This is a genomic window from Streptomyces sp. Wb2n-11 (assembly GCF_001049855.1).
GTDB classification, from domain to species: Bacteria; Actinomycetota; Actinomycetes; order Streptomycetales; family Streptomycetaceae; genus Streptomyces; species Streptomyces altiplanensis.
This window is the reverse complement of sequence record NZ_CVPB01000001.1, coordinates 2,028,130-2,045,082: the sequence shown is the minus strand read 5'-3', so window position 1 is coordinate 2,045,082 and position 16,953 is coordinate 2,028,130. Positions and strand designations below refer to the sequence as shown.

Sequence of the window (16,953 nt, the reverse complement as noted above, 5' to 3'; positions counted from 1 at the left end):
AAGGAGCAGGATGTTCGCGATACCGCTGGGTGACGACGCCGAACTGCGCCCCCTGGAACCGTGGCGGGCCGAGGAGTACCTGGCCCACATGGACCGTGGGCGCGAGTACATCGGCCGGTACATCGGGCTGGCGGCGGCCGCCACGGACCTCGATTCGGCGCGGTCCTTCCTCCAGTCGTACGCCGACAAGCAGGCCGCCGACACCGGCCGGATCTACGGCATCTGGCGCGAAGGCACGCTCGTCGGCGGGGTCCTCTTCCGGATCTTCGACGCCGCGTCGGGCAACTGCGAGGTGGGCTGCTGGCTGGAGGAGTCCGCGGTGGGCCGCGGCCTGGTCACGCGCGCCGCGCGGGTGCTGATCGACTGGGCGGTGGACGAGCGCGGAATGCACCGCGTCGAGTGGAGGGCGTCCTCCGCGAACACCGCGAGCGTCAATGTCGCGAAGCGGCTGGGGATGACACGGGACGGCGTACTGCGCGAAAGCTCCCCCCACCAGGGGGTGCGGCACGACGTGGAGATCTGGTCGGTGCTGGCGGGGGAGTGGCGCGAGGCGCGTTAAGGGGGCTCTCAGAAACGGCGCCTAGCGTGCGGCGTATGACAGTCACAGCCCGTACCGAGTCCGACGAAGCCGCCGCCGCAGACGCGCCCGCGAAGGGCGACGAGAAGATCGCCGCAGAAGAGACCAGTAAGGCTGCTGACGCCGAGAACGCCGATGCCGTCGCCGGCGACGGGAACGACCCCGCCGCCGACGACGAGAACAACGAGAACAACGAGAACGATGACGCGGACGCCTCGGACAAGGCTCCGCGCGTCTCCTCCGGCGCCGGCGCCGCCGCGGTGGTCTCCACCGTGCTCGGCTTCGCCGCCCTCACCGGCACCTGGACCAGCCGTGTCGCCGCCGAGCGCCAGACGCTCATCGGCCAGCTGGGGACCACGCAGACCGACAGCCCCGCCGACCAGGTCGCCGCGCTGTACGGCAACGGCTGGCACATGACCGCCCTCGTCAACGGCGGCTTCGCACTGCTCGCCCTGGTCGTCGCGGTCGTGGTGCTGGTCCGCCCGGCATTCGGTACGCCCGGCAGCACCCACCACTTCGGCTGGGTCCGCTCCTTCGCCTGGGCGGGCTTCGCCCTCGGCGTCCTCGGACTGCTCGTCTCCGCCGGGATGTACTTCGACCTCTTCGCCGCCATGCCTGTGCCGCCGGTGGCGGAAACGGGCGCCGGAGCAGGCCAGTAGGGCATCCGCACCAGGGGCCTTAGGGGCGTACGTACACCTGCGCGTACGCCCCTAAGGCCCTTCGTGCCGCCAAGATGCGGCACTCTCCCGATGTGCCGGAACCCCCTGGGAGGCGAAAGTCGAGACATCGCGGAAAGCGATCCCGACACCCCGCTCTCCAGGGAGAACCCGATGTTCCAGCACGAGCTCCAGCAGCAGTACGCGGCCGAACTGATGCGCCGGGCCGCCGCCGAACGCCTCGTACATCAGGCCGCCAAGGCCCGGCGGGCCGCCCTCAGGGCCGGCCGGCGGGCCGCCCGCGCGTCCGGGGAGAACACACCGGAAGGGCCGGTGAGTTCACTGCGCAACCGCTTCGCGCGGGCCGCGTGACGGCGTGACGGCGTGAAGGACACGGGATGACGATCACGCCTTCCGCGAGTGCCGAAACGGGTCCCGCCTTGTCGGACCCCTGTGCGATGCTCAGCGGTGTGGAAACCAGGTCCGTCAGCCCGGTGTTCGTCGGCCGCGCCGGCGAACTGGCCCAGCTCACCGATGCGCTCGCCCGCGCCACCGCGGGCGAGCCGCAGGCGCTGCTCGTGGGCGGTGAGGCCGGGGTGGGCAAAACCCGCCTCGTCGAGGAGTTCTTCGCGGCGGCCTGCCGGCAGGACGTCGTCGTCGCGGTGGGCGGCTGCGTCGAGATCGGCGCCGACGGGCTGCCGTTCGCGCCGTTCTCCACCGCACTGCGCACTCTGCGGCGCAGGCTCCCCGACGAGGTCGCCGCCGCGGCCGCCGGCCAGGAGGACGAACTGGCCCGGCTGCTGCCCGAACTCGGCGAGACCGCCCGCGACCAGCACAGCGAAGACGGCATGGCGCGCCTCTTCGAGCTGACCGTCCGCCTCCTGGAGCGCATCACCGCGGACCGTACGGTCGTCCTCGTCCTGGAGGACCTGCACTGGGCCGACACCTCCACCCGCCACCTCCTCGCCTACCTCTTCCGCACGCTGCGGCGCGGGCGCCTCGTCGTCATCGGCACCTACCGCGCGGACGACATCCACCGCCGCCACCCGCTGCGCCCCCTCCTCGCCGAACTCGACCGGCTGCGCACCGTCCGGCGCATCGAGCTGGCCCGCTTCAACCGCTCGGAAGTGCACCGCCAGCTGACCGGCATCCTCGCCACCGAACCGGAAGCGGCTCTGGTCGAAGAGGTCTTCACCCGCTCCGACGGCAACGCGTTCTTCGTCGAGGAACTGGCCTGCTGCATCGGGACCGGCTGCACCGCGGGCCTGAGCGACTCCCTGCGCGACATCCTGCTCGTACGGGTCGAAGCGCTGCCCGACGACGCTCAGAAGGTCGCCAGGATCGTTGCCGAGGGCGGTTCCACCGTCGAGTACCGGCTGCTGCTCGCCGTCGCCCGGCTCCCCGAGGACGAGCTGATCGAGGCGCTGCGGGCCGCCGTGGGCGCCAACCTGCTCCTCGCGACGCCGGACGGCGACGGCTACCGCTTCCGGCACTCCCTGGTCCGCGAGGCGCTCAGCGACGACCTGCTGCCCGGCGAGCGCTCCCGCCTCAACCGGCGGTACGCCGAAGCGCTGGAAGCAGACCCCGCGCTCGTGCCGGCCGACGAGTACGCCACGCGTCTCGCCAGCTACTGGTATGCCGCGCACGACGCGGCCAAGGCGCTTCCCGCCGTACTGAAGGCCTCCGTCGAGGCGCGCCACCGCCACGCCTACGCCGAACAACTGCGCCTCCTGGAGCGCGCCATGGAGCTGTGGGACGACGCCCCCGCCGACGTCCGCGCGGTGCTGCGCCCCCTCGACTACGCCGGGGTCTACCCGCCCTGCGGCTGCGACCCCGCGACCACGCCCCTGCGCTACCTCGACCTCATGGCGGAGGCCACCGTCGCCGGCCGGTTCGGCGGTGAGCGCGAACGGGCGCTCAAGATCGCGAAGAAGGCGCTGCGGATCCTGGAGGGCGAGGACGACCCCCTGCGCGAAGCCTGGTTCTGGGTCCAGCGCGCCAGGATGGTGTCGAACCTCGCGCGGGGCGACGGCTGGTCCGAACTGGCCACCGCGCGGGACCTCGTGCGCGGGCTGCCGCCGTCCGCCGTCCACGCGGAGGTGCTGGCCCAGGTGGCGGGCTGGGGCATGCTGCACGAGCCCGGTCCGGAGACTCTGGTCGCCGCCGAACAGGCCGTGGAGTACGCGCGCATGGTCGGCGCCCGAGACATCGAACTCACCGCGCGGACCACGCTGGGCGGTCTGATGGTCGACTCGGGTGACGTCGAAGGCGGACTCGCCGTGCTGTACGCCGTCAAGGAGCAGGCGGCCCGGCAGGGCCTGGCCAGCGTGGCGGGCCGCGTCTATGTCAACCTCCCCTCCCACCTGGAGTCCGTGGGGCGCTCCCGGGAGGCGGTCGCCGTCGCGGAAGAAGGTCTCGCCTTCTCCCGGAAGTACGGCCTCGCGGACAACGAAGCCTGGGTCCGCGGAAACCTCGCCGAGTCGCTCGCCTCCCTCGGGCGCTGGAGCGAGGCGGTCGAGCACGCCGTGGGCATCGAGCGCGCCTCCGTGCCCAGCACCAAGCCCCGCGGCGGCGCCGCCTGGATACGGGCCGACGTGGCGCGGGCCCGCGGCGAACTGACCGAGGCCGGCGAGCAGTCGGCGGCCGCCCGCGCGTACTTCGGCAGCCACGACCCGATGCCCCAGCACGACCTCCCGCTGCACAAGGTCGAGCTGACCATCGCCGCCGCCCGCGGCCGCATCCTGGACGTCCGCGCGGCACTGGCGCAGACCGTCTCGGCGGGTTTCCCGCTCGGCACGCACCGCTACGCCTGGTTCCTGCTGGCCGAAGCCGCCGCCGCCGAGACGGACGCGCGCGGCCTCCCGGCGGCGGACGCGGGCCGGGCCGAGGCCCTGGAGCTGATCCGCTCCGGAACGAAGCGGCTGGCCACGCCGACGCCGCTCTGGTGCGCGTACCAACACTGGGTTTGCGCCGAGCTGTGCCGGGCCGAGGGCCGTGCCACCCCCGACGACTGGGCCGGTGTCGTCACCGCGTTCGAGCCCCTGGAGCGCCCGTACGACCTGGCCCGTGTCCGCCTGCGCTGGGCGGAGTCCCTGCTCGCGGCCTCCGTCACGGGCGGCGGCGACGCCCGGAGCGGTGCGGTGAGCCTCCGCGAACCGAACGCCGGCGAACGCGAGCGGGCCACCGAGCTGCTCCGGCTGGTCCGGGCCGCGGCGGAGTACCTGGGCGCCCGTCCGCTCGGCGAGAGCGTCGCACTGCTCGCCCAGCGCGCCCGCCTCTCGCTGACCCGGGCCCCCGAAGCCCCGGAGCTGACCGCGAGCCCGGCCGAGTCGCTGGGCCTGACCCCCCGCGAACAGGACGTACTGCGCCTGGTCGCGGCCGGCCGCAGCAACCGGCAGATCGCCGAAGAGCTCTACATCTCACCCAAGACGGCGAGCGTCCACGTCTCCCACATCCTGGCCAAACTGGGCGTCTCCGGCCGGGGCGAGGCCGCCGCGATGGCTCACCGCCTGCGGCTCTTCACCGACGCAGCCGACGCACCGGAACGGGCCGACGCACCGGCCGGGTGACGGGTGACGGGTGCCGGATGACGAGCGTGCTCGCGGCGGCCGGGCCGACCGGCTCCGTTCCAGGGGCTACTTCACCTCCAGGTTCAGGATCCGGTCGTCGCCCGGCCCCGGTGTGCCCCGGGTGTCCGTCTCGTTCGTGACGAGCCACAGCTTGTCGCCGCCGGCCGCCACCACCGTGCGCAGCCGGCCGTACTTCTCCTCCAGGAACGGCTGAGGGCCGGCCACCGGCTCCGTACCGTCCAGCGGAATCCGCCACAGCCGCTCGCCGCGCAGGCCCGCCATCCAGACCGAGCCCGCGGCGTACGCGATACCGCTCGGCGATGCCTCGGACGTCTTCCACTGCGCGACCGGGTCGACGAATCCCTCCTTGCCGCCCTTGCCCTCGGCCTCCGGCCACCCGTAGTTCCGGCCCGGCCGGATCTGGTTGAGCTCGTCCCAGGTGTTCTGGCCGAACTCGGCGGCCCACAGCCGCTTCTCGCTGTCCCAGGCCAGGCCCTGCACATTGCGGTGCCCGTAGGAGTAGACGACCGAGTCCGCGTCCGGATTGCCGTGCACCGGATCACCGTCCGGGGTCATCCGCAGGATCTTGCCGCCCAGCGACTCCTTGTCCTGCGCCAGTCCCGTGTCACCCGTCTCCCCCGTCCCGGCGTAGAGCATCTTGTCCGGGCCGAAGGCGATCCGTCCGCCGTTGTGGACCGTGCCCTTCGGGATGCCTCTGAGGATGGTGTCCGGGGCGCCCAGCTGCTGCCCGGCGGGCTTCTCCTCGTCGTACGCCAGGCGGGCGATGCGGTTGTCGGACGCGGTGGTGAAGTACGCGTAGACCATGTGGTCCGAGGCGAAGGACGGTGAGACGGCCAGGCCCATGAGCCCGCCCTCCCCCTCCGGCGCGACTCCCGCCACCGAGCCGACCTCCGTCTTCTTGCCGCTCTCGCCGTCGATCCGCGTGATGGTCCCCTCGTCGCGCGAGGAGACCAGCAGGTCGCCGTCCGGCAGCGGGGCCAGCCCCCAGGGCGACTCGAGGTCCTCGGTGAGGGTGCTCACCACCTTGACCGACCCCTTGGCGGGCGGCGGCTCGGCGCGGGACCCGGAACCGGCCGCGTCGCCCGACGGTGACGCGGACCCGCCGTCCGGGGCCTCGGAAGCCGGTGCGGAACCCCTCCGGCCGCCCGGCGCGTTCTCGTCCGGGCCGGAACACCCCGCCGCGAGCAGGAGAACGGCTGCAGCCACTACAGCTGTCACAGCAGGACGTTGCACGTTACGCATCCCTTCGACGGCCGGCAGTCGTCACCGGCGGAGGCTCCCACCCTTCATACACCGCTGCCGTCCCACAGGTTCCGCTCCCGGCCGGACCGGCCGGGTCAGTCCCACGAACCCCGCGCCGACGGCAGGGCCGCTATCTCCGCGAGGTCCTCCGCCGTGAGCCGCAGCGTCGCCGCCCTCGCGTTCTGTACCGCCCACCGCTCCCGCTTGGTCCCCGGCACCGGCACCACATGGCGCCCGCACGCCAGCACCCACGCCAGCGCCACCTGCGCCGGGGTCGCGCCGTGCCGCCCGGCGACCCGCCGCAGACCCGCCACCACCGGCTGGTTCGCCGCCATCATCTCGGCGGTGAACCGCGGATGCCTGGCCCGTACGTCGTCCGGCTCGAAACCCTGCCCCGGTTTGAGCGTCCCCGTCAGGAAGCCGTTGCCCAGCGGCATGGCGGCCAGAAAACCGACGCCCCGCGCCTCGCACCACGGCAGCAGCGCCGCCAGCGCCTCCGGCGACCACACCGAGAGTTCGGCCTCCACCGCGCTCACCGGAAAGACCTGCTGCACGCGCTCCAGCTGACGAATCGTTTCGTCGTGCATCCGCGCCCCGGAACGCCGCGACGCCCGCGCCCCCACCGCGCATATCCCGAGCGCCCGCACCTTCCCCGCCCGGACCAGGTCCGCCATCGCACCCCAGGTCTCCTCGACCGGTACCTCCGGATCCGGCCGGTGCAGCTGGTAGAGGTCGATCACATCGGTCTGCAGCCGCCGCAGAGAGGCGTCACAGGCCCGCCGTACGTACCCCGGCCGCCCATTGGCGACGATGTGCTGATCACCCACGAGCAGCCCGCACTTGGTCGAGACGAAGGCATCGGCGCGCCGCTCCCTGAGCACCCGTCCCAGCAGCAGCTCATTGGTGAACGGCCCGTACATGTCGGCCGTGTCGAGCAGGCTCGTCCCCTGGTCGAGCGCCGCGTGCACGGTACGGAGCGACCGGTCCCCGCGCTGCTGCGAACCGGTGTACGCCCAGCTCATCGGCATGCATCCGAGTCCGATCGCGCCCACTTCGAGCGCTGCCGCACCGATTGTCCTGCGCTCCAACTCCCCGTACCCCTCCCTCTGCCGCTCCCAAAACTAACCTCTGTGCCTCCCGGTCCTTCGCATAGCCTCCTGACCATGACTTCAGACGTATGGCTCCCCGTCCCCGCCGCCGGGATCGAAGGGCTCCCCGAGGGCTTCGACTACCGCTTCTGGGACGGTGGCCAGGACTTTCCCGCCGACCCCGCCGACTGCGCCTTCTACGTGGTCCCCTACATGAAGGGCCCCGAGATCGCGGTGCGCCCGCTCGCCGCGATGACGTCCCTGCGCGCCGTCCAGACGCTCTCCGCGGGCATAGACCACGTCCAGCCCGGCCTCGCCGACCTGCACGCGGGCGTGCACCTGTGCAACGCCCGCGGTGTCCACGAGGCCAGCACCGCCGAGCTCACCCTCGCCCTGGTCCTCGCCTCGCTGCGCGGCATCCCCGGCTTCGTGCACGGCCAGGACAAGGAGGAGTGGCGGGCCGGCTTCTACCCCGCGCTCGCCGACAAGTCCGTCCTCATCGTCGGTTACGGCTCCATCGGCGCCGCCATCGAGGACCGGCTCACGCCTTTCGAGTGTGCGCGGGTGGCGCGCGTCGCGCGCTCCGCCCGTACAACGGAGCGCGGCCCCGTGCACCCACTGGCCGACCTCCCCGGACTGCTGCCCGGGGCGGACGTCGTGATTCTCTCCACCCCGCTCACCGAGGAGACCCAGGGGCTGGTGAACGCCGGCTTCCTGTCCCGCATGAAGGACGGAGCGCTGCTCGTGAACGTCGCCCGGGGTCCCGTCGTCGACACCAAGGCTCTCCTCGCCGAGCTCGAATCGGGCCGGCTGCGCGCCGCCCTCGACGTCACCGACCCCGAGCCCCTTCCCGCAGGTCATCCCCTCTGGCACGCGCCCGGCGTCCTCATCAGCCCCCATGTCGGCGGCAGCACCTCGGCGTTCATGCCCCGCGCCAAGCGCCTGATGGCCGACCAGCTGACCCGGTTCGCCGCCGGTGAACCGCTGCGCAACATCGTCCTCACCACTTACTGACACCGGCTCGCGAACACGTTCCGAAGTCACCCGGACGCACCGTGTGCCGCCAACTCCACTGGTAGTCACAGAGCGTAGGGGGCCTATGTCCCTGAGTGACGAGACTGGTGTATCGTCCGGACCAAGGGGCTGCGCCGCGCGATGTCACGGCGCTGGGGAGCGACCGGACTGTGAGGGGGGCGACGGGCGATGCACGGCGAATGGACCACCGATCCGACGCGGCAGGGCCACCGACGACAACCCTCGTACGATCCGGCGGACGGGCACGGCCCGCAGGTGCTTCCCGCACCTGCGGCACCCGGGGCGCCGCGCGTCAGGGCGGCCCGGTGAGCGCCCCCGGAGCGCTCCTCGCCCGGTACCAGGGGCCCGGCAGCGGAGCGGGCCTGCTCTGCCGGCTCGCGCTCGCCCTCGTCTGCGGGGCCTACGCCATCGGCGCGGCCCTCGGCTGGGGGTCCGCCCGGGTCGCGCTCATCATGGGCGACTTCGGCCTCGCCGCCGCCGCCCTGGTCGCGGCGGTCTCCTGTTTCCTCTACGCACGCGCACGAGAGAGCCGCTTCCGGCCCGCCTGGCTGCTGTTCGCGGTCTCCTCCGCGATGGCGGCCTGCGGGAACGCCGTCTGGGGCTGGTACGAAGTGGTGCTGGGCCGTGAGGTCCCCTCGCCCTCGGCCGCCGACTTCTTCTTCCTCTGCTTCGGCCCGCCGGCCATCGTCGGCCTGCTCGTCCTGGCCAAACGCCCCGTCACCCGGGCCGGCTGGGTGTGCCTCGCGCTCGACTCCTGGCTCATCGGCGGCTCGCTGCTCACGCTCTCCTGGAGCCTGGCCCTCGCGCACACCGCGCATTTCCAGGCCGAGAGCGTGGCCCACGCCGCGCTCTCCCTCGCCTACCCGCTGCTCGACATCGTGCTGGTCAGCATGGTGCTCGCGCTGCACTTCCGGCGCTCCAGCGCCAACCGCACGGCGGTCAACACCGCGATAGCCGCCCTCGCCATGACCGTGTTGTGCGACGCGCTGTTCACCTCGCCCCTGCTGCGCGAGAACTACCGCTCGGGCCAGCTCCTCGACGCCGGCTGGTTCGCCGGCTCGCTGCTCCTCGCCTACGCGCCCTGGGGCGCACGCCGCGCGGCGCGGCGGGGTCAGAGCGCTCCGTACCACCGGGGCACGCGCAATCCGGGCAGCCGTCCCATCAGCGGCTCACTGTCCGCCCTCACGCCGTACCTCGCCGCCGCCGTCTGCACCCTGGGAATCCTCTACAACGTCGTCGACGGCCGCCGCGTGGACCGTGTGGTGATCTTCACCGGCTGCACGGTCGTGCTCGCCCTGGTCGTGCGCCAGGGCATCATGCTCGTCGACAACATCTCCCTCACCCAGGAACTGGCGCAGAAGGAGAACCACTTCCGCTCGCTGGTGCAGGGGTCGAGCGATGTGATCATGATCGCCGCACCCACCGGGGTGCTGCGTTACGTCAGCCCGGCCGCCTCCGGCGTCTACGGACGCGAGGCCGAGGAGCTCATCGGATCCGAACTCGCCTCGCTCATCCACCCGGAGGATCTGGGCGGAGTCGTCCACGAGGTGCGCCGTTTCCTGGCCGCGTCCCCCGCCCAGGAGCCGACCACCCGCATCGAATGCCGCTTCAGGTCGGGCACGGGGGAGTGGCTCAATGTCGAGTCCACCGTCAACCGGCACCAGGTAGGCCTGATCTTCAACAGCCGGGACGTGACCGAAAGAGTCCGCCTCCAGGCCCAGCTCCAGCACAACGCCGAACACGACCCGCTCACCGACCTGCCCAACCGCGCCCTGTTCACCGCGCGCGTCCGCCAGACCCTCGGCGGCCGCCGCCCCTGCGATCCCGGCACCGCCGTGCTCTACATCGACCTCGACGGCTTCAAGGGGGTGAACGACCGCCTCGGCCACCAGGCCGGCGACGAGCTGCTGATCCAGGCGGCCCGCCGCCTACAGGAATCCGTGCGGTCGGGGGACACCGCGGCCCGGCTCGGCGGAGACGAGTTCGCCGCCCTCATCCTCGGCGAGGGGACCAGGGACCAGGCCACCCGCGAGTGCCAGGTCCACGAGATCGCCGAGCGGCTGCGCCTCACGCTCTCGCAGCCGTACCGGATCGACGGCAACGAGGTGCGTGTCGCCGCGTCCATCGGTATCGCCTTCGCCGAGGCCGGCGTCACCCACACCGACCTCATGCGCAACGCCGACCTCGCCATGTACCGGGCGAAGGCCGGCGGCAAGGACCGGGTCGAGCTGTACGCGCCGCAGATGCAGGCCGAGGTGATCCGCAGGACCGAACAGGCCACCCGGCTGCGCACCGCGCTCCACGACGGCGAGTTCGCGCTGCTCCACCAGCCGGTGGTGAGCCTCACCACCGGCCGGGTGGTCTCCGTCGCCGCCCAGGCCCGCTGGCGCTCCACACAGGGCATCCTCTTCACGCCCGCCGAGTTCCTCAGGGTGACCGACACCGGCGACGCCCAGGAGAGCGTCCGCACCGCCGAGCTCGGCCGGTGGCTCCTCGAAGAGGCGGTCGAGCAGGCGGCGGAGCGCAACCGGGCGGGTCACGAGGTGCCCGTGACGGTACGGCTCTCGGCCCGCAGGCTGGTGGACAAGTCCCTGCCGCTCGACTCCATCGAGGCCCTCCTCACCCGGCACGGCCTGCCCTCGGGCTCGCTGATCATCGAGCTGGCCGACAGCGACCCCCGGATCTCCTTCGAGGAGCTGGAGCGGCGCCTGGTGGCGCTGCGCAGGCTCGGGGTGCGGATCGCGCTGGACGGGTTCGGCAGCGGGTACGCCGCCATCAACGCGCTGCGCCGGCTCCCCGTCGACGTACTGAAGCTGGACCGCGGACTGGTCGAGGGGGTCGTCGAGTCGGCACGGCTGCACAAGATCACCAGCGGGCTGCTGCGGATCGCCTGCGACCTGGGGATGCAGTCCGTGGCGGACGGCGTGGACGTGCCGGAGCAGGTCCTCGCCCTGCGCGCCATGGGATGCACACACGCGCAGGGGATGGCCTTCTCGGGGCCGCTCGACGAGTACCGGCTGCGGCGGGCGCTCGTGCGCGGGCAGTTCCCCGTACCGGGCAAGGAGGCGCTGCCCGTCCTCGCGGGTGGACCGGGAGGATCACTTCCCGTACGTCATGCGGGCGGGAACGGAAGCGAAACGATCACACGTCCTCCAATGCGCTCAAATAGTGAGACGCCCGTCCCACCTGCTTGACAGGCACCGGGCGCCGGGGGGAGGGTCAGTGCCATGCGCACCCGAATTCTCGTACTTGGAAAGCGCGTCGGCTGAAGCAGAGCACGCACATGCAGCTCTGCGGACCGCACCGGCGCGCTCCCCTCGCTTGCCTCACGGCACGGGGGGTTTTTTGTTGCACTGGCACTCCCCAAACCCTCGTAAAACCCTCAGCTTCGAGAAGAGAATGCCGATGACCGAGCAGGCCTCCGGGGCCCACCATCCGCAGCCGCGGCCCCGCAACGGCGGAAACCACGCCACCGCTGTCGAGTACGTGACGGGCGCCCAGTCGCTCATCCGTTCTCTCGAGGAAGTGGGCGCCGACACGGTATTCGGCATTCCCGGCGGCGCCATCCTGCCGGCGTACGACCCGCTGATGGACTCCACGAAGGTCCGCCACGTCCTGGTCCGCCACGAGCAGGGCGCGGGCCACGCGGCGACCGGTTACGCACAGGCCACCGGCAAGGTCGGCGTCTGCATGGCCACTTCGGGGCCCGGCGCCACGAACCTGGTCACGCCGATCGCCGACGCCCACATGGACTCCGTCCCCATGGTCGCGATCACCGGCCAGGTCGCCTCCAAGGCGATCGGCACGGACGCCTTCCAGGAGGCGGACATCGTCGGCATCACGATGCCGATCACCAAGCACAACTTCCTGGTCACCAGGGCCGAGGACATCCCGCGCACCATCGCCGAGGCCTTCCACATCGCCTCGACGGGCCGCCCGGGCCCGGTCCTGGTCGACATCGCCAAGGACGCCCTCCAGGCGAAGACCACGTTCAGCTGGCCGCCCAGCCAGGACCTGCCCGGCTACCGTCCGGTGACCAAGCCGCACGCCAAGCAGATCCGCGAGGCCGCCAAGCTGATCGTCCAGGCCAAGCGGCCCGTGCTGTACGTCGGCGGCGGCGTCATGAAGGCGAACGCCACCGCGGAGCTGAAGGTCCTCGCCGAGCTCACCGGCGCCCCCGTCACCACCACCCTGATGGCGCTGGGCTCCTTCCCCGACAGCCACCCGCTGCACGTGGGAATGCCGGGCATGCACGGAGCGGTCACCGCCGTCACCGCGCTGCAGCGGGCCGACCTGATCGTCGCCCTCGGAGCCCGCTTCGACGACCGCGTCACCGGCAAGCTGGACAGCTTCGCCCCGTACGCCAAGATCGTCCACGCCGACATCGACCCGGCCGAGATCGGCAAGAACCGGGCCGCGGACGTGCCGATCGTCGGTGACGCCCGCGAGGTCATCGCCGACCTCGTCCAGGCCGTCCAGGCCGAGCACACCGAGGGCAACACCGGCGACTACGAAGCCTGGTGGCACGACCTCAACCGCTGGCGGGACACCTACCCGCTCGGCTACGACCTGCCGGAGAACGGCCAGCTCTCCCCGCAGCAGGTCATCCAGCGCATCGGCCAGCTCGCCCCCGAGGGCACCATCTACGCCGCGGGCGTCGGTCAGCACCAGATGTGGGCCTCGCACTTCATCCAGTACGAGCAGCCCGCCACCTGGCTCAACTCCGGCGGCGCGGGCACGATGGGGTACGCCGTCCCGGCCGCCATGGGTGCCAAGGCCGGTATGCCGGAGCGTACGGTCTGGGCCATCGACGGCGACGGCTGCTTCCAGATGACCAACCAGGAACTCACCACCTGCGCGCTCAACAACATCCCGATCAAGGTCGCGATCATCAACAACGGCGCGCTCGGGATGGTCCGCCAGTGGCAGACCCTCTTCTACAACCAGCGCTACTCCAACACCGTGCTGCACAGCGGTCCGGGCGCCGACGGCAAGCAGCCCAGCGCGGGCACCCGCGTCCCGGACTTCGTGAAGCTGTCCGAGGCCATGGGCTGCCACGCGATCCGCTGTGAGGACCCGGCCGACCTCGACAGGGTCATCGCCGAGGCCAACGCCGTCAACGACCGTCCGGTCGTGATCGACTTCATCGTGCACGAGGACGCCATGGTGTGGCCGATGGTGGCCGCGGGCACCTCCAACGACGAGGTCATGGCCGCCCGCGGGGTCCGCCCCGACTTCGGCGACAACGAAGACGACTGACCAGACGAGAGAGAGATCCAACGCCATGTCCAAGCACACCCTCTCCGTCCTGGTCGAGAACAAGCCGGGCGTCCTCGCCCGGATCACGGCCCTGTTCTCCCGCCGCGGGTTCAACATCGACTCCCTCGCGGTCGGCACCACCGAGCACCCCGAGATCTCGCGCATCACCATCGTGGTGAACGTGATCGAGGCCCTGCCGCTGGAGCAGGTGACGAAGCAGCTGAACAAGCTCGTCAACGTACTGAAGATCGTCGAACTGGAGCCGGGCGCCGCGATCCAGCGTGAACTCGTCCTCGTGAAGGTGCGGGCCGACAACGAGACCCGCTCGCAGATCGTCGAGATCGTCCAGCTGTTCCGTGCCAAGACCGTCGACGTCTCCCCGGAGGCCGTGACGATCGAGGCGACGGGCGGCGCCGACAAGCTCGAAGCGATGCTCAAGATGCTGGAGCAGTTCGGCATCAAGGAACTGGTCCAGTCGGGGACGATCGCCATAGGGCGCGGCTCCCGGTCGATCACGGACCGCAGCCTGCGGGCCCTCGACCGCTCGGCCTGACCGGCATCCGGTCCCGCTGTTCGCATGGCGAGACCCAAAATCTTTCATTCCGCACCCCGCCGTACGGTGGGACGCACCACCAGCACACAAGGAGAATCCCAGTGGCCGAGCTGTTCTACGACGACGATGCCGACCTGTCCATCATCCAGGGCCGCAAGGTCGCGGTGATCGGTTACGGCAGCCAGGGCCACGCCCACGCGCTGTCGCTCCGTGACTCGGGTGTCGACGTCCGCGTCGGTCTGCACGAGGGCTCCAAGTCCAAGGCGAAGGCCGAGGAGCAGGGCCTGCGCGTGGTCACGCCGACCGAGGCCGCCGCCGAGGCCGACGTCATCATGATCCTCATCCCGGACCCGATCCAGGCCCAGGTCTACGAGGAGTCCGTCAAGGACAACCTCAAGGACGGCGACGCGCTGTTCTTCGCCCACGGCTTCAACGTCCGCTTCGGCTTCATCAAGGCCCCGGCCGGCGTCGACGTCGCCCTCGTCGCCCCCAAGGGCCCGGGTCACCTGGTCCGCCGTCAGTACGAGGAAGGCCGCGGCGTTCCGGCGATCGCCGCCGTCGAGCAGGACGCCACCGGCAACGCCTTCGCGCTGGCGCTCTCGTACGCCAAGGCCATCGGCGGCACCCGCGCGGGCGTCATCAAGACGACCTTCACCGAGGAGACCGAGACCGACCTGTTCGGTGAGCAGGCCGTGCTCTGCGGCGGTGCGTCGGCGCTCGTGAAGGCGGGCTTCGAGACCCTGGTCGAGGCCGGTTACCAGCCGGAGATCGCGTACTTCGAGTGCCTGCACGAGCTGAAGCTCATCGTGGACCTCATGTACGAGGGCGGCCTGGAGAAGATGCGCTGGTCGGTCTCCGAGACCGCCGAGTGGGGCGACTACATCACCGGCCCCCGCATCATCACCGACCAGACCAAGGCCGAGATGAAGAAGGTCCTCGCCGAGATCCAGGACGGCACGTTCGCCAAGAACTGGATGGACGAGTACCACGGCGGTCTGAAGAAGTACAACGAGTACAAGACGCAGGACTCCGAGCACCTGCTGGAGACCACCGGCAAGGAGCTCCGCAAGCTCATGAGCTGGGTCGACAACGACGAGGCGTAAGTCTCGGACACGGGGGCCGCGGCGTATCGCCGCGGCCCTTCGTGCACAACTGGACAGAACGTCCAGCCACGGACGGGTGATCATTCCGCCGAGGCGGAAGACCACGTGCCCGGCGCCACTAGACTGCTTCGTACATACACGCGTCAGGCCCACAGCGTCGTGCGTCTTCCACGCGGCTAGCCCCTCCACCGCCTGCGGCCGTCGGGACGGCCGTCCGCAAAGGACCAGTGAGGACTCACGTGAGCTCGAAACCTGTCGTACTCATCGCTGAAGAGCTGTCGCCGGCCACAGTCGACGCCCTGGGCCCGGACTTCGAGATCCGGCACTGCAACGGCGCCGACCGGGCAGAGCTCCTGCCGGCCATCGCCGACGTGGACGCGATTCTCGTCCGCTCCGCCACCAAGGTCGACGCCGAGGCCATCGCCGCGGCGAAGAAGCTCCGCGTCGTCGCCCGTGCCGGCGTCGGCCTCGACAACGTCGATGTCTCCTCCGCCACCAAGGCCGGCGTGATGGTCGTCAACGCGCCGACGTCCAACATCGTCACCGCCGCCGAGCTCGCCTGCGGCCTGCTCGTCGCCACCGCGCGCAACATCCCGCAGGCCAACACCGCCCTGAAGAACGGCGAGTGGAAGCGCTCGAAGTACACGGGCGTCGAGCTGAGCGAGAAGACCCTGGGCGTCGTCGGCCTCGGCCGCATCGGTGTCCTGGTCGCGCAGCGCATGTCGGCCTTCGGCATGAAGATCGTCGCGTACGACCCCTACGTGCAGCCCGCGCGCGCCGCCCAGATGGGCGTCAAGCTGCTCTCGCTCGACGAGCTGCTCGCGGTGTCGGACTTCATCACCGTCCACCTCCCCAAGACCCCCGAGACGCTCGGTCTCATCGGCGACGAAGCGCTCCACAAGGTCAAGCCCGAGGTGCGCATCGTCAACGCCGCCCGCGGTGGCATCGTCGACGAGGCGGCGCTGTACTCGGCCCTCAAGGAGGGCCGGGTCGCCGGTGCGGGCCTCGACGTGTACGCGAAGGAGCCTTGCACCGACTCCCCGCTGTTCGAGCTCGACCAGGTCGTCTGCACGCCGCACCTCGGCGCCTCCACCGACGAGGCCCAGGAGAAGGCGGGTATCGCGGTCGCCAAGTCCGTGCGCCTCGCGCTCGCCGGTGAGCTCGTGCCGGACGCGGTCAACGTCCAGGGCGGTGTCATCGCCGAGGACGTACGCCCCGGCCTGCCGCTCGCCGAGAAGCTCGGCCGGATGTTCACCGCGCTCGCGGGCGAGGTCGCGGTGCGCCTCGACGTCGAGGTGTACGGCGAGATCACGCAGTACGACGTCAAGGTGCTGGAACTCTCCGCGCTGAAGGGCGTGTTCGAGGACGTGGTGGACGAGACCGTCTCCTACGTCAACGCGCCGCTCTTCGCCCAGGAGCGTGGCGTGGAGGTCCGCCTCACGACGAGCTCGGAGTCCCCGGACCACAAGAACGTCGTCACCGTGCGCGGCACGCTCTCCGGCGGTGAGGAGGTCTCGGTCTCCGGCACGCTGGCGGGCCCCAAGCACCTCCAGAAGATCGTCGGCATCGGCGAGCACGACATCGACCTGACCCTGGCCGACCACATGGTCGTCCTGCGCTACCAGGACCGCCCGGGCGTCGTCGGCACGGTGGGCCGCATCCTCGGCGAGGCCGGTCTGAACATCGCGGGCATGCAGGTCTCCCGCGCGGACCAGGGCGGCGAGGCACTGGCCGTCCTCTCCGTGGACGACACCGTCCCGCCGGCCGTCCTCACCGAGATCGCCAACGAGATCGGCGCCTCCTCGGCCCGCTTCGTGAACCTCTCGGACTGACCCGGCTCCGGTCCGGTC

12 protein-coding genes are annotated in these 16,953 nt (G+C 71.2%); 10 read left to right on the top strand and 2 right to left on the bottom strand.

What is annotated here, in order from left to right; all coding sequences use genetic code 11:
- Positions 1-10: 10 nt before the first annotated feature.
- The 4 genes from BN1555_RS08990 to BN1555_RS08975 all read left to right on the top strand — a co-directional run bounded on the left by BN1555_RS08990 (position 11) and on the right by BN1555_RS08975 (position 4,802).
- Positions 11-559, top strand: coding sequence for a GNAT family N-acetyltransferase (locus BN1555_RS08990; RefSeq protein ID WP_093798879.1), 549 nt, complete (start codon positions 11-13; stop codon positions 557-559).
- Positions 560-594: 35 nt separating this feature from the next.
- On the top strand, positions 595-1,236 hold the full coding sequence (locus tag BN1555_RS08985) for a hypothetical protein (RefSeq protein ID WP_255305945.1): 642 nt from the start codon (positions 595-597) through the stop codon (positions 1,234-1,236).
- Positions 1,237-1,407: 171 nt separating this feature from the next.
- The gene (locus BN1555_RS08980) at positions 1,408-1,605 is read left to right on the top strand and encodes a hypothetical protein (protein WP_093798877.1); all 198 of its coding nucleotides are present in this window, start codon (positions 1,408-1,410) and stop codon (positions 1,603-1,605) included.
- 86 nt (positions 1,606-1,691) lie between these two features.
- Positions 1,692-4,802 (top strand): helix-turn-helix transcriptional regulator, encoded by a 3,111-nt coding sequence (locus BN1555_RS08975; RefSeq protein WP_093798876.1) that lies wholly within the window; start codon positions 1,692-1,694, stop codon positions 4,800-4,802.
- A gap of 66 nt (positions 4,803-4,868) precedes the next feature.
- Here BN1555_RS08975 and BN1555_RS08970 read toward each other — a convergent pair whose 3' ends face one another.
- Positions 4,869-6,065, bottom strand: a complete 1,197-nt coding sequence (locus BN1555_RS08970; protein WP_176709999.1) for a PQQ-dependent sugar dehydrogenase — start codon at positions 6,063-6,065, stop codon at positions 4,869-4,871.
- 95 nt (positions 6,066-6,160) lie between these two features.
- Positions 6,161-7,153, bottom strand: coding sequence for an aldo/keto reductase (locus tag BN1555_RS08965; RefSeq protein WP_093798874.1), 993 nt, complete (start codon positions 7,151-7,153; stop codon positions 6,161-6,163).
- A 75-nt stretch (positions 7,154-7,228) separates the two neighbouring features.
- Here BN1555_RS08965 and BN1555_RS08960 point away from each other — a divergent pair, with 75 nt between their 5' ends.
- The 6 genes from BN1555_RS08960 (at position 7,229) to serA (ending at position 16,935) form a co-directional block, all read left to right on the top strand.
- Positions 7,229-8,167 (top strand): 2-hydroxyacid dehydrogenase, encoded by a 939-nt coding sequence (locus BN1555_RS08960; protein ID WP_093798873.1) that lies wholly within the window; start codon positions 7,229-7,231, stop codon positions 8,165-8,167.
- 326 nt (positions 8,168-8,493) lie between these two features.
- Positions 8,494-11,382, top strand: a complete 2,889-nt coding sequence (locus tag BN1555_RS08955; protein WP_093798872.1) for a putative bifunctional diguanylate cyclase/phosphodiesterase — start codon at positions 8,494-8,496, stop codon at positions 11,380-11,382.
- 205 nt (positions 11,383-11,587) lie between these two features.
- Positions 11,588-13,447 (top strand): acetolactate synthase large subunit, encoded by a 1,860-nt coding sequence (locus tag BN1555_RS08950; RefSeq protein WP_176709998.1) that lies wholly within the window; start codon positions 11,588-11,590, stop codon positions 13,445-13,447.
- A 25-nt stretch (positions 13,448-13,472) separates the two neighbouring features.
- The gene (gene ilvN / locus BN1555_RS08945) at positions 13,473-14,000 is read left to right on the top strand and encodes an acetolactate synthase small subunit (protein ID WP_069933100.1); all 528 of its coding nucleotides are present in this window, start codon (positions 13,473-13,475) and stop codon (positions 13,998-14,000) included.
- Positions 14,001-14,101: 101 nt separating this feature from the next.
- The gene (ilvC, locus tag BN1555_RS08940; RefSeq protein ID WP_093798870.1) at positions 14,102-15,103 is read left to right on the top strand and encodes a ketol-acid reductoisomerase; all 1,002 of its coding nucleotides are present in this window, start codon (positions 14,102-14,104) and stop codon (positions 15,101-15,103) included.
- 239 nt (positions 15,104-15,342) lie between these two features.
- Entirely contained in the window at positions 15,343-16,935 is a 1,593-nt protein-coding gene (serA, locus tag BN1555_RS08935) for a phosphoglycerate dehydrogenase (RefSeq protein WP_093798869.1), read from the top strand.
- Positions 16,936-16,953: the final 18 nt, after the last annotated feature.

Excerpts from the sequence above, each read along its gene's own strand:
- BN1555_RS08970 (WP_176709999.1), bottom strand. The coding sequence starts at position 6,065 with ATGCGTAACGTGCAACGTCCTGCTGTGACAGCTGTAGTGGCTGCAGCC.
- BN1555_RS08980 (WP_093798877.1), top strand. The coding sequence starts at position 1,408 with ATGTTCCAGCACGAGCTCCAGCAGCAGTACGCGGCCGAACTGATGCGC.
- BN1555_RS08990 (WP_093798879.1), top strand. The coding sequence starts at position 11 with ATGTTCGCGATACCGCTGGGTGACGACGCCGAACTGCGCCCCCTGGAA.
- BN1555_RS08960 (WP_093798873.1), top strand. The coding sequence starts at position 7,229 with ATGACTTCAGACGTATGGCTCCCCGTCCCCGCCGCCGGGATCGAAGGG.
- BN1555_RS08975 (WP_093798876.1), top strand. The coding sequence starts at position 1,692 with ATGCTCAGCGGTGTGGAAACCAGGTCCGTCAGCCCGGTGTTCGTCGGC.
- BN1555_RS08950 (WP_176709998.1), top strand. The coding sequence starts at position 11,588 with ATGCCGATGACCGAGCAGGCCTCCGGGGCCCACCATCCGCAGCCGCGG.
- BN1555_RS08985 (WP_255305945.1), top strand. The coding sequence starts at position 595 with ATGACAGTCACAGCCCGTACCGAGTCCGACGAAGCCGCCGCCGCAGAC.
- ilvN (WP_069933100.1), top strand. The coding sequence starts at position 13,473 with ATGTCCAAGCACACCCTCTCCGTCCTGGTCGAGAACAAGCCGGGCGTC.